At 40.4% G+C, this 13,084-nt stretch carries 8 protein-coding genes and 2 tRNA genes; 4 read left to right on the plus strand and 6 right to left on the minus strand.

What is annotated here, in order from left to right; genetic code table 11:
- Nucleotides 1-162 precede the first annotated feature (162 nt).
- On the plus strand, nt 163-1,071 hold the full coding sequence (locus tag GFH32_RS07615) for an NAD(P)/FAD-dependent oxidoreductase (RefSeq protein WP_153510804.1): 909 nt from the start codon (nt 163-165) through the stop codon (nt 1,069-1,071).
- A 79-nt stretch (nt 1,072-1,150) separates the two neighbouring features.
- Here the strand turns inward: GFH32_RS07615 and GFH32_RS07620 are convergent, their stop codons facing one another.
- Nucleotides 1,151-2,662, minus strand: coding sequence for a RagB/SusD family nutrient uptake outer membrane protein (locus GFH32_RS07620; RefSeq protein WP_160366915.1), 1,512 nt, complete (start codon nt 2,660-2,662; stop codon nt 1,151-1,153).
- Nucleotides 2,663-2,672: 10 nt separating this feature from the next.
- The gene (locus GFH32_RS07625; protein WP_153510807.1) at nt 2,673-5,801 is read right to left on the minus strand and encodes a SusC/RagA family TonB-linked outer membrane protein; all 3,129 of its coding nucleotides are present in this window, start codon (nt 5,799-5,801) and stop codon (nt 2,673-2,675) included.
- Nucleotides 5,802-6,368: 567 nt separating this feature from the next.
- Between GFH32_RS07625 and GFH32_RS07630 the strand changes: the two genes are divergently transcribed.
- The gene (locus GFH32_RS07630; RefSeq protein ID WP_153510809.1) at nt 6,369-8,087 is read left to right on the plus strand and encodes a M64 family metallopeptidase; all 1,719 of its coding nucleotides are present in this window, start codon (nt 6,369-6,371) and stop codon (nt 8,085-8,087) included.
- A 387-nt stretch (nt 8,088-8,474) separates the two neighbouring features.
- Here GFH32_RS07630 and GFH32_RS07635 read toward each other — a convergent pair whose 3' ends face one another.
- The 4 genes from GFH32_RS07635 to GFH32_RS07650 form a co-directional block, all read right to left on the minus strand.
- On the minus strand, nt 8,475-9,410 hold the full coding sequence (locus tag GFH32_RS07635) for an ISAon1 family transposase (protein ID WP_153510811.1): 936 nt from the start codon (nt 9,408-9,410) through the stop codon (nt 8,475-8,477).
- A 40-nt stretch (nt 9,411-9,450) separates the two neighbouring features.
- Nucleotides 9,451-9,804, minus strand: coding sequence for an ISAon1 family transposase N-terminal region protein (locus GFH32_RS07640; protein WP_153509180.1), 354 nt, complete (start codon nt 9,802-9,804; stop codon nt 9,451-9,453).
- 162 nt (nt 9,805-9,966) lie between these two features.
- Nucleotides 9,967-10,051, minus strand: a tRNA-Leu gene (locus GFH32_RS07645).
- Nucleotides 10,052-10,056: 5 nt separating this feature from the next.
- A tRNA-Gly gene (locus tag GFH32_RS07650) sits at nt 10,057-10,129 on the minus strand.
- A 170-nt stretch (nt 10,130-10,299) separates the two neighbouring features.
- Between GFH32_RS07650 and GFH32_RS07655 the strand changes: the two genes are divergently transcribed.
- Both GFH32_RS07655 and GFH32_RS07660 read left to right on the plus strand, forming a co-directional pair.
- Nucleotides 10,300-12,474, plus strand: coding sequence for a glucoamylase family protein (locus tag GFH32_RS07655; RefSeq protein WP_153510813.1), 2,175 nt, complete (start codon nt 10,300-10,302; stop codon nt 12,472-12,474).
- Nucleotides 12,475-12,525: 51 nt separating this feature from the next.
- A complete protein-coding gene (locus tag GFH32_RS07660) occupies nt 12,526-13,038 on the plus strand; it encodes an OmpA family protein (RefSeq protein ID WP_153510815.1) in 513 nt (170 codons plus the stop codon).
- Nucleotides 13,039-13,084 lie beyond the last annotated feature (46 nt).

A 13,084-nucleotide genomic window follows, 5' to 3' on the forward strand; every position in this document is an offset into this window, starting at 1 on the left:
TTTGTTGGTAATGCAACATTGTAGCATTAAATTAAAATATCTATCTTTAGTATTGATAAGACATCGGTATTGATCTCTCAATTGAGACATTCAATCCTTTATTGCTGTCTTATATAGAGCTGTTTACATATTGCAGTATCTTGAACATATAAGTACGATGCTATGGAAAATTTAGGAAAATATGATGTCATCATCATCGGTGGGAGCTATGCCGGGCTTTCGGCAGGAATGGCGCTTGGTCGATCCTTGCGTCAAGTGCTAATAATTGATAGCGGTAGTCCCTGTAATCAGCAAACGCCACACTCGCATAACTTCATAACGCAGGATGGTCAAAAGCCTAGTGTGATAGCAAGTATCGCTAAGGAACAAGTATTACAATATCCTACTGTTGAATATATTAATGCTTTTGCAACAAACGGTATTCGAAATGGAAAAAGTTTTGTAATTCAGACAGATCGAGGAGAACGGTTCGAATCTGACAAGCTACTGTTTGCTACAGGTATTAAAGATATTATGCCAGCGATAGGTGGCTTTGCTGAAGCATGGGCGAAATCAATTGTCCATTGCCCATATTGCCATGGGTATGAAATTAGAAATAAGAAGACCGGTATTCTATTAAATGGGGCAAAAGCTTTCCATATGGCATCCTTGCTGAATAATTTAACTGATCAAATTACTATTTTGACTGCAGGTGAACCTGATTTTACACAAGAGCAGCTTGCAAAATTCAAAAAGCATAATATAGCTATCGTTGAAAAGAAAGTAAAGGAGATTGAACAGCAGGATGGACAGATTGCTCAGGTGTTGTTTGAAGATAATAGTCGGTTAGCGCTAGATGCGCTCTACGCGGGTCTCCCTTTTGAACAGCATTCTGAAATACCTAAACAACTTGGCTGTGAAACCACCGAAGAGGGCTATATCAAAGTGGATGGCTTTCAGAAAACAACAGTTGATGGTGTTTTTGCATGTGGAGACAACAGTTCAATGATGCGATCGGTGTCAAATGCTGTAGCAACAGGAGGGGTAGCAGGAGCTATGCTGAACAAGGAATTGGTAGATGATCGTTTTTAACAAACGTCGTCTTGTTTTTCTTTATGAAATTCAAAAAAGAGGGTAATGGCAAGCCTAATGCTGCCATTACCCTAAGATATTAAGGATTTTGATCTGCTTCTGTAAGCGAGGTGTTTGAATTAATTTCCTTTTGAGGAATGCGTAGTAACCAACGTACATCGGATGGCTGTATTTCAACTAAGAAAGGGTTATTTCCGGTACGTTTAAACGTTTTTTGTAAGCGCTTATAATCAAAATAAACACCTCCGTTTTCACCGTAAAGCTCTCTACGACGCTCTTTAATAACCTCATCTAGGAGTTGACTTTTACTCAAAGCTGTAGAAAGCTTCACCGCCTGCGGGTCGCGTAGTTTCTGAAGCTCATACATTTTATCCACCGCTTTCTGAAACTCATTCTTGTGAATATAAGCTTCCGCCTCAATTAACAACAATTGCGCGGAACGTAGGATAATAATATCCCCCTCCATCACACCTGCAGTTCTAGACTTAAACTTGTTGGTATAATTTTGATACAGAGGGTAAGCGGGGCCATAGCCTGGATTTACTAACAATGATCTGCGTTCATCAGTAGCTGAATATAGATCATACAACTCCGATGTTGCGTAGATGTTCTTATAGTAACCATTGGTTTGATCCAAGAAAGAATAGATGGAGTAATAAGTCAATGATTGATCATTAGGAACTGGAAGTCCCCAAATCCATTCGCCATTTGATAGGTTGTTAAAACCTTGCTTATACTGGCTGTTTGTCATTAAAGGATATCCTGTCATGGCTTCTTTTGCATTGTTGATAACCTTATCCCATTGGGCAGGATCGGACATCGCCAACTCTTGATAAATCATTGCCGCAATACCCTGAGCAACATTTTTATTAATCTCATATTTCTCGTTACGGGTTGCGCTCAAATTTGCAACAGCGAACTCAATATCCGATACTACAAGATTGTAGACTTCTTTCAACGATGCTCTAGGATTTCCATATGTTTCTTTATTTGCCGGTTCTGTATAAATTGGAACACCTGGATTGTCCGGATTTTGAGCATAGGACTTTTGGTACACGCGTGCTAACCAAAAATAACTGTAGGCGCGAAGGGCTTTCGCTTCAGCGATTAACTGTTTCTTTTCGTCTTCACTAGCATCCGGTAGCTCCGGCACGTATTTGATAACCGCATTCGCATTGTTTATAACGGCGTAAAACATGTCCCAGATCTGTACGGTACGAGAGCCATTGGCATCGCGGTTATAGTAACCTTCTTTCCATGTCGCTTCGTTACCCCACCAATAGGTGCCCCCATAAATATCTAAAAAGTCATTACCCTTCATTTCAAAGTGAAACATACTGGTTTGAAGTCCACGATTGGTAAGGACACCAGCACCACCACTAGCACCACCATAACCATTGAAATCCTCACTGCGAAGTATCCAGTAGATGCCGGTCAAGGCTGAACGAGCGCCAGCTTTTGAAGAAAAGATAATGGTTTCTGTTAAGTCGCCATTTTTTGGACTAGGGTCTTCTAAGAAGTTTTTGCTACATGCGGTCGTTAAGACTGCCAAGCTGAAGACCATATATTTGAGATAGCTTATTTTTTTCATGTGATTCAAATTAGATTCCGACATTAATACCGAAAGAGATGAATTTATTCGCTGTTGTATTGTTGTTTGATGCTTGTGCATTTAAGCCTGCATCTGGATCCGCACCGCGTGGAGCATCAGGAAAGAATGTAAACGGATTCTGTGCTGAGAAATAAATGCGTGCCGATCTAAGTTTAGCTTTCTCCATCAAGGTCGGACTAAAGTTATATCCCACAGTAATGTTTCTTACGCGAACGAAGGTGTGATCATAAAAGAATCTCGTCGATGAACTATTTCCATAGTTTTGTTGAGTTATCAAAAGTGGAGTATTTCCATCACCTTTATTGCCTTCATCCATCCAGCTTTTTGCAACATCGACTGAAGCATTGCCTCCTAAACCACGAATACCGTTCATCAAGGATTGATAGTTGCTATCGTAATAGTCGCCACCGATACCGAAGGAAGCAAGAATCGAGAAATCAATATTCTTATATTTTAACATGGAACTTAAACCACCCGTGAAGTCTTGTAGTCGATTTCCCATGTGATAATAAGTTGCTTCGTTATAGTTCTTCGTAGAAACTTTATTGCCATTCGCGTCATCTTTATACCACATTGCTGCACCATCTGCAGGGTCAACTCCAATAAAATCTCTGATATAATAGTTATACCAGCTATTTCCAACAACTTGCTGAGTGCCTGGTGCGGCTTCAGTAATTGTATTATTTAATTTTGTAATGTTAAAAGACGTTGACCAGGTAAAATCTGCTCTTTTGATATTCGTTGTGCTAATATCAAATTCAAAACCATGGTTTTTAACTCCACCTACGTTGTCGGCGATTGAACCAACTCCAGAAGATGTAGGCATAGGACGTTCAAATAATAGATTGTTTGATCGGCGATCAAAGTATGTGAATGAACCTGTAATGCGATCGTTTAAGAATCCATAATCGATACCAACATCTAATTGACTAGTTTTTTCCCAAGATAACAATGGGTTGGATAGCGTATTGATAATACTACCACTAGCAGGACCGACATTGGCGCCAGCAGAGTAGGTGCCTAAATATGGGAAACTACCAGGTAATGCTTGATTTCCAGACGTACCATAAGAAATCTTTGGTTTAAGCATAGATAAGTAGGTCACATCTTTTAAGAAGTCTTCTTGATCAATATTCCAAGATGCTCCCACAGCATAGAACGTTCCCCAACGGTGATCTTTATGAAAGCGTGTTGAACCATCACGACGTAACGATCCTGTAAAATGGTACTTCTCGCCGTAGTCATAGCTCATACGCGCAAAGTAACTTTCTAAACGATTCTCATTTGTATTACCGTTAGAAGATTGCGTAGTTCCATAATCCAGTTCTGTCGGGTTAGAGAAAGTATAGCCTGTGCGCTCGCCAGACAAGAATTGCGCCTTGTATTTGTATGATTCCATACCTCCGACAATGTTCAAATGATGAACATCGTTAAAATGATTATCGTAGGTCAGGGTATTCGTGAAGTTTTGCGTCAGTAGATTTGTAATGCCGCGGTAAGAGTAGCCATTAGTTGTTGTTCCATCACCATAAAATGGATTCCAAAACTGATCTTGCTGAACGGAATTATAGTTCATGTTATACAAGGTTTTGAAACTTAATGTTCTATGGAATTTGATGTTTGCATAGGCTAGTCCTGTTGCCGTTGTACGACTATTGCTAATTGGGTTTAAGTCAGCAGTTGCTGCTACGTTTTGGCCCTCGCCAAATGTTCTTCTATAGCGACTGTCACGTAATTCGCCAAGTACAGCGGTGTTATTTCCGAAATCATAAATCAAATTGCCGTTTGCGTCTTTTATAAACTCGCCAGTTGTAAAGTCAACCAAATGCACTGGATAGATTGGCGCTATTCCACGCGCAAAATACATGGCATCGGACGCATAAGCAGTACCTTGAGATGGGTAATTCTGATCAGACTTCGCAAAAGTAGAATTTGCTCCGACTTCAAACCAATCGGTAATTTTACTACTCAGATTTACACGCCCCGTATAACGAATAAAGTTTGACTTCTTAACGATACCTTCATCTTTTAGATATCCACCACCAATAAAATAGTTGGTTTTATCCTCCGCATCAGCACCTGAAATGCTTGCATTGATATCTTGACGAATTCCATTATGAATCATTTCATCCATCCAGCTTTCGCTCCAACGTAATTTGGCATTCGAAAGAATTTTACCATTGGCGTCAAAAGGTTGTGCGATGTCAAAAGGGTTGTAACGAAGGTTGTTTAAGGTAAGTTTAGTTGCATAATCTTCAACCGTTGCAACTTGCTGTGTCGCTAATAAACTTGGGTCTACCTTGGCGTCGTTTCGGTAAGCAAGCCAAGTCAATTCATAGTACTGACGCTCATCTACAGTTTCGTATTCTTTAACTGCACGAGAAGAGACACCAGTGATCATATTAACATCGAAACGTGGTTTGCCTTTACCTTTTCTTGTGACGATGTTGATAATACCATTTGCTGCGCGAGAACCATAGATTGACGTCGAAGAGGCATCCTTTAAAACGGTCATCGATTCAATATCGGAAGGGTTAATACTATTTAAGCTTCCGTTGTAAGGTGCGCCGTCTAATAAGATCAAAGGAGCGCTACTTGCGTTGTAAGAACCAATTCCGCGGATACGTATCTGAGCATCTTCACCCGGCTGTCCTGTGGTACCGATTGCTAAAACTCCTGAGGCATTTCCTTGCAATACATCGCTAATGCTGGTGGATTGCAGATCTTTCATCTTATCTCGGTCGATAACTGAAGCTGATCCGGTAAATGCTTTTTTGTTCGTATTTCCGTAGCCAGTAACAATCACTTCGTCAATTTGCGCATCGTTTTTCTCCAATGCTAGTGAGAGTGTTGATTTACCGTCCCATTTAACAAATTGAAAAGCATAGCCAATAAACGTTGTTTCAATTTGATCCCCATTGTTTGCTTTGATGCTGAAATTTCCATTAGCATCTGTTTGTGTGCTTAGATTTTGCGTGGCATTTCGAACCGTTACCCCACTGATAGGGCTATTGTTCTGTTTGTCGAGAATTCGACCGTTAATGATTTTGCTTTGGCCAAAAGCATAATTGCCAGCAAAAACAGAAAGAACCACACAGGTTAGTAGTCTTTTGTTCATTTTGTTTGTTTTTAGGTGAACTTGAATTAGTGGTGTTTCATTGTCAGCCGATTTCAAATGGGAAACGAGGACAATGCTGCTAATCAAATAGCGTGTTAATAACTGTTGTTGTACTTGTTGTTTTCTTGGAATTTGGTATTTTGATGGTAATAATTACTGTAGTTTAATATTCATATCATAATCTAGTGGATATCTTTTTTAAATATCCTGTAGCTGCTGAAAATGGGCAGTTTCTCAGACAACCCTTTTAAAATTATTGTTTAAATCGATAGACTGATGAGCTTGAGCATAAAATGTAAACAACTGGACAAAATAGGTTTAGTGCTGCGGTGTGATTTAGGGAAATTTCAATAGAATGATTGTTTTATTGAAATATATTTAATGAATTAACACTAGTTGTTGGGGGGTGTTTTATGCTTTTTACGGATGTTGTTCGAGTCGAATAACAAGATATGTTTAATTTGGAGCATTATAAGTTTACATTTTTGTTGCAGTCGCGATTATCTTTGAGAATTGCTAGTCGACGATTATCCCAAATCTGTTTCCTAGTGTTAAAATATCTAAATTATGAAAATAATATATAGCCTATTAGGTTTTCTAGTGTTTTTCCTGATACAGACTAATGAACTGCATGCGCAGCAATTTAAAATTGACACCATTCAGTATCAAGGTGCAGATCATAACACTGTTAACTTGGTGATATTAGGAGACGGATATACGAAGGATGAATTGACTCACTTCTTAGAGGATGCACAACGTTTTTCGGACTTTTTCTTTAAAACAGAACCCTTCGCGCAATATAAAAATCTCTTCAACGTATTTGCCATAGAAACAATCTCTGCAGAGTCTGGAGCTGTGCATGAATGTACAGCGAAAGATTGTCCGCATGTTGAACATGGACGAACTGACTTACCTCCGCGATTTAATGAATTCCCACGCCGTATTGCTGTACCTGAGTCACATCCGAAGACTATATTTGGATCAAGTTTTGACAACTTTGGTATTCATCGATTGGTCATTCCACAGAATCAAAACAAGGTTCGTGAGGTATTGAACACACATGTACCCAATTATTCACAGGTCGTTATTCTGGTTAATTCACCATATTATGGAGGTTCGGGCGGGGAATTTGCAACAGCCACAGTAAACTTCGATAGCAATGATATCGCGGTTCATGAAATTGGACATTCCTTTACGAATTTAGCCGATGAGTATTGGGCGGGAAATATGTATGCTGTTGAGGGACCTAATCGTACACAAGTTGCTGATCCGGAAAAAGTTGCATGGAAGCATTGGATTGGGACGAATGGGGTTGGGGTTTACAGTTATGGGGGCAAAGGTTCTCGCGCTAACTGGTTTCGCCCGCACGAGTTCTGTAAGATGCAATACCTCGTGGCGCCGTTTTGTAATGTCTGTCAAGAAGCCATTGTGCATCGCGTGCATGAAATTGCAAATCCGATCGCTGGTACCAGACCAGATAGTGTGGTCGACGCAGAAAATAAAGAGAGTTATAAATTTGCCTTGAAACTCCTCAAACCTATACCGAATACGCTCAAGACAACCTGGTATTTAAATGAGGAAACCATTGCGCACAACTTAGATTCTATTAATATTAACTCCGGACGCTTTGCTAAAGGGCTGAATAAACTGCGTGTTGAAGTGCAGGATACGACGACCTTAGTGCGTCATCCGGAATATTTACAAAAGAAATACGAACATCATTGGTCTATTAATATTGCGGCGGACAGCCTACTAAAAGCGCCAATATCGACTTGGGGCGATACTTTAGAAACCTGTTACAACGGCTTTCAAGCACTCTCTGTTAAAAATCCAGAGGTGGGAGTGAGTTACCGTTGGTATGCAAAGCCCGATGGTAACTCAATTATAGGCGAAACGCATAATTACGTAACTCCAAGATTGAAGAAAGATCAGACTTATTATGTTTCCGCTATATATCAAGGGCAAGAATCAGCGCGTACTGCCATTCATGTCACGGTATTAAAGCCGATTATTATCAAGGAAAAAGTAAAGTTGAATGATAAAGATGGCGACTTAGTACTTACGATTGAGGGAAAATTGGATAAGCGATACAATTACCTATGGTTTGATGAAGCCGGGAAACGCTTATTGAACAAAGGCGGTCGAATTTCTAGTTCTATGCGGACAGACGATAATAAAGGAGAGTTACGCTTAGATGCTAATTTTGCAGGTACTAAGGTGTTTCTACAAAAAGTAGACGTAGAAACCACTTGTGTTAGTGAGCTTAAGGAAATCAAGATTAAATAATCCTCGAAAGGGCTCAATATCCTTGTCTTGAGGAATATAACCGTTCGAGAACTAGCAACTTTGATCAATGATTTTAGCTGTGTGAACTAGCGACTTGCATAGCATTACTCATTGATTTGAGAAAATCACCTGATTTACGGAAAGCCGTATTTCTTTGTGATGCTAATTGAATAAGTTTGATCCGAATCTTAAATAGGAATAGTAACGAACGGCTTTTGAGATAAAATAATTTTTCTTTCTAATGGGGTAAGTAGGTAAGGAGAGTCGCGACTCGAACTTATCTACTTTTATTATTTAAAGCGAGTATAAAAATGGGGATGTCTACTCTGTCTAATCTATTTTAAAAATAGAAATGGATCATACCGAAAGTTTGGGGGGTAAAGATTTTTAAGCATACAATTTCATCACTCTGTACAGGAAGAATGTTGTGTCCCTTACGCCACGGAAGACGCTTCTGAAAGCTTTGAGTTTTGCATTGAAGGATTCTGCGGAAGCATTGGTACTTCTATTGTCGAAGTAGTGTAGGATGTATTGATGATGCGCTGCAATGGATTTTGCCACGCTCTCAAAGGAAGCAATACCCGCATTCTCAACCTGATTGTTCCATAGGCCTAGCTTGGTAAATGCTACCTTTTTGTCCTTGCATTTGTTGAAGATGTCCCCTAAGGCAATTCCAAGATCATAAGCCTGTTTTAGCTTGGGGAACCGCAGGAATAATAATTCAGCACGATGTTTCTGGCTTTCCGACCATCGGCTTGGATGCTTGAACAATAGGTGTCTGGATCTAGCCAACAGCTGTTTGAGCGTATCACCATTTGGCAACAATTCCGGTTCATACGGGATCCCTCGCTTTCGTGATTCCATTATTTTCTTGCTTTCTGCATCCAAGACTTCCCAACGATACTTGATACGGAGTTCCTGCACGGCATCGAAAGCTAACTTTTGGACATGGAACCGATCGACCACACGTCTGGCATTTCTGAAACATCTACGGATTGCCTTGGCCATGTTGGGAGCCATATCCATGGTCACCTCCTTTACCTTATTCCTCGAGCGCAAGGGTATTCGCTCGAGAACAGCCATGATATCCTCAGCCTTGGTACCCTTTATAGTTGCTAAAATCGTTCCTTTACGCCCTTTTGCCGATTTACTGCTAACAATGGTATATAATTCACCGTTGCTGAAGCTGGTCTCATCAATGCTCAGGTGTTCCGATATGTTTTCAGGGAACAATGTCCAGCTCTCGGCATGAGGCTTTTGGTCCCAATCATGGAAATCACTGAGGTGGTTCTTGTATTGATCCTGTAGTTGTTTGCCGTCCATCTGGAAGAACAGACCTACCAATTGGGCGCTTACAGGGTAGCTATCCAAATATCTTCTTTAAAAAAAGCCCGAATTCCGTAGTCATTCGAGCGCCCTCACGCACTAGGTTCCAATCTCTTGTGATGATATCTCCGGTATCCAGTACCGTCCATCGACGACGGCGGATATGTAGCGTAACTTTCTGGCCTCGAATGGGAAAGTCTGAAATTTCAGTAGAAGGCATAAAACCCTTTGACTCCAACTTGCTGTGCTCATAGCCTGTCGGAGCAATATTAAGTTCATCTAAGTAAATATGGAGTTGATTGTCGACCTGATCGACTTCTAAAATCTGGAAGTATTCCAAAAGCCCTTCGGGCATCAATAAGGATAGTAATTTACGTTCGGCTTCTTGCAAGGGATATTTGTATTAAAGACGCTAAACTAAGAAATTTTTAACACTCCCCCCAAGAATTCAGCTTGATCCATAGAAATCACTAAGTCCAGCATAGGTCTTCATACTCACTACTAAATACTATATACTAAAAAAGCTCATCGAAAGATGAGCTTTTTATCCAAGTACCTAGGGCGGGAATCGAACCCGCACTCCCTTAACGGGAACAGGATTTTAAGTCCTGCGTGTCTACCAGTTCCACCACCTAGGCAACTGAGCGAAAGACGAGATTCGAACTCGCGACCCCAACCTTGGCAAGGTTGTGCTCTACCAACTGAGCTACTTTCGCTTGACGTGCTGCAAATATAGAGAGAAATGCGAAACTGCAAAAATAAATCTTAGTCTTTTCTTGCAACAGGCTTAAAATGTGCGTAATAATTTTATCACGAAAGGCATTTTCCTCGTTAAAAGTAGTTTCTAGAAGGAAAATTCCCTATTTTTGTCCATTATTATTAGCTTATGCGACTTAAACTTATTCCGATTCTTCTGTTATGTTTGTTTAGTTTGAAGACAAATGCGGAAACCTATCCAGAGGTAGTCTTTGATAACAGCCTTGTTAATGGAACTTATGCTCGAAGTTTGGTAGAGTATAACGGAAAGAGCTGGGTTGAAAATGTCAATAAACATTTGCTGGTGTCGGACACGCTATTCTTTACGCCTGGCAATGCTTTGTCATTACGTTATCTATCGCACCCAGAAGGGGATTGGAATGTAACGATTCGTTATAGCCGGCAGAAGTTTCATTACCGTTTAGCGAGTGATGATGTCTTGAATTTCAAGTTGTATGTAGGCTCTGGGCATACTAAGGCTGAACATCTGCCATCAATCTCTATAAAGCAAAGAGATAATCAATCGGTGAGTTTGGCGGTCCGCAACTATGTCGAGGGCTTTAAGAACGGAGCGTGGTTAAACGTTCGAATTCCGGTAAAAGATTTTGCTGGATTAAACTTGGAGGATCCAATCTCTGGAATAATCTTTCGCCAACTCAATGAGGCGAAGACCATGAATCAGCTGTTTTTAGATCAAATTGAATTCTTGCCAGCAAAGTATCCGACCGTGCCCCTAACTTCGGCGGCTGTGCTTGCAAAGGCAAATGCCCATGCGAATCATGTCGACTTACAATGGCAGGTGCCTTTGACACCGAGTATCCGCTATGTAAAGATTTATCGTTCGGAAAACAATAAGGACTTTGAGCCCATTGCAATTCGCCCAACCTATATGCAGCGATGTTTGGACTATGTGCCAGTACTTGATAAAAAGTATTATTATAAAATCGCTTGGTTAGATTTCAATTATAAAGAATCGCCATTATCGGCGGTTCAGGAAGTAGAACCCAAGCAGGTTAGCGATGAAGAGTTGTTCAATATCATCCAAATCGCACATATCAACTACTTTGTCGAGAATTACGATATCAATACAGGGATGCATATGCCGTTCCGAATGAAAGAAAAAGCTATCGTGTCAGTCAAAGAAACTGGGGGAGCAATCCTCAGCCTGATGGTTGGTGTTGAAAAAGGCTTTATTAGTCGTCCTTTATTTATCAGTCGTGTAAAGCGTATCGTTAATTTCCTTGCCAAAGCGCAGAATAAACACGGATTCTTCCCATCTTACTATGATGGTAGAAAGGGCATACCAGAGCACTTCGACCGTAGACCGCAATATGATATCGAGTCTTCTGCCGCTATTATGGAAGCTTTGCTTGTCGTTCGGCAGTATCTAAAAGGAGACGAGGAAACCGAAACAGAAATTAGAAGAGGCATTACCGATATATGGGAACGGATGGACTGGAAGGCAGTAACGCTTCCGAATGCCCCTCATATTCTACGCTCGAATCTTGATATGCTCGATGATTACTTTATCGCAGAGCCAATCGTTGGTGTCAATCAAGGATTAAATGCTTATATGCTTGCTATGGCATCAACCAGGTCGAATATTCCCATTTCTTCATTCGTAGACGCTATTGAACATAAATATGTTCCGATTCCTGAAGCGCCTGCCTTATTGGCGGTGGATTCAGCGACAGTCGATACCTTAAAGCAAAATTCTATGTTTCCCGATGGTAGTGATATCGTAACGCAAGACTCACTACAACGCGTATCAAATTTGCAAGATACCATGATGTATGGTGTGAGCTTGCCTTTTGGTGCACCAGAGGGTAATCTATTGGAGATGTATAGACCCTTTGTAACGATTAATCCGAAGTTAGCGAAGTTGAAAGATTACAACTTGGCAGAAGTAGTAGGCAAATATGCGAGTGTTGTTAAGCGTCGCGATAATGAGATTGGGGTAGGAACAAGCAATTCCGACATTTGGGGATTCCAGGAGCGCAGAGATAGCATTGGCACATTCCGAATTAATCCGGCAATCTCAGTTGCGAGTATATTCGTTGACAGTCAGGGCGCTAAGAAATCGCTACATGCACTATATCACGAATTTGGAGCTTTCTTATTTACAGAATATGGCTTCCGTTCGTGGGTTGATTTACGTAGTAATGATGTTTCCGACGAATATGTCGCGAGTAATCAAGCCAATGTCGCATTGCTGTTAGAAAATGCAAAGACTGGATTTATATGGAAACTATATCAACAGATTCCTGAAATTCAGGCCGTTGAACAAAGGCTATTTAAGAAGTAAAAAATTAGGGATAAAGTATTATATTTACGCAAACAACAAAGAAACCATAACATGAAACGCATCAATTTATTAGCATTAGTTTTACTTTCGAGCATAACATTCTTTTCTTGTAAACAACAATCATTGGTTGTCAATCCTGGCGCGGTTGTCAGTAAAGATGGAACAGACGACGGATTGAAAAATGTGAAGCGCGAGTTTAACGACGTGAAGCAAACTGATGAAGGAATTCTAGTTTCCATTTCCTCTGATTTATTGTTCCCAACGAACTCATCTTATTTGTCAGACAATGCCAAACAAGAATTGAGCAAATTGGTGAAAGTTTTAAAAGATCAAAAAGCTAAAGTTCGTGTTGATGGTCATACGGATGCAACAGGTACTGCGGAATACAACCAATGGTTATCAGATAAACGTGCTGCATCAGTGAAGAAATTTTTAGTTGATGCAGGAATTGCAGAATCTAGATTATCAATTAAAGGTTTAGGACAATCAAAGCCAATCGCTGATAACAAGACTCCAGAAGGACGTCAAAAAAATAGACGTGTGGAAGTTGTGATCTTAAAGTAAGATAAAACAATAGAAATTTTATAGCCACCCTAGAGGTGGCTTTTTT

The sequence above is a fragment of the Sphingobacteruim zhuxiongii genome (assembly GCF_009557615.1).
In the GTDB taxonomy this organism is placed as follows: domain Bacteria; phylum Bacteroidota; class Bacteroidia; order Sphingobacteriales; family Sphingobacteriaceae; genus Sphingobacterium; species Sphingobacterium zhuxiongii.

Bases quoted from the DNA above. Each gene is read 5' to 3' on its own strand.
- GFH32_RS07615 (WP_153510804.1), top strand. From the start codon at position 163: ATGGAAAATTTAGGAAAATATGATGTCATCATCATCGGTGGGAGCTAT.
- GFH32_RS07620 (WP_160366915.1), bottom strand. From the start codon at position 2,662: ATGAAAAAAATAAGCTATCTCAAATATATGGTCTTCAGCTTGGCAGTC.
- GFH32_RS07625 (WP_153510807.1), bottom strand. From the start codon at position 5,801: ATGAACAAAAGACTACTAACCTGTGTGGTTCTTTCTGTTTTTGCTGGC.
- GFH32_RS07630 (WP_153510809.1), top strand. From the start codon at position 6,369: ATGAAAATAATATATAGCCTATTAGGTTTTCTAGTGTTTTTCCTGATA.
- GFH32_RS07635 (WP_153510811.1), bottom strand. From the start codon at position 9,410: ATGGACGGCAAACAACTACAGGATCAATACAAGAACCACCTCAGTGAT.
- GFH32_RS07655 (WP_153510813.1), top strand. From the start codon at position 10,300: ATGCGACTTAAACTTATTCCGATTCTTCTGTTATGTTTGTTTAGTTTG.
- GFH32_RS07660 (WP_153510815.1), top strand. From the start codon at position 12,526: ATGAAACGCATCAATTTATTAGCATTAGTTTTACTTTCGAGCATAACA.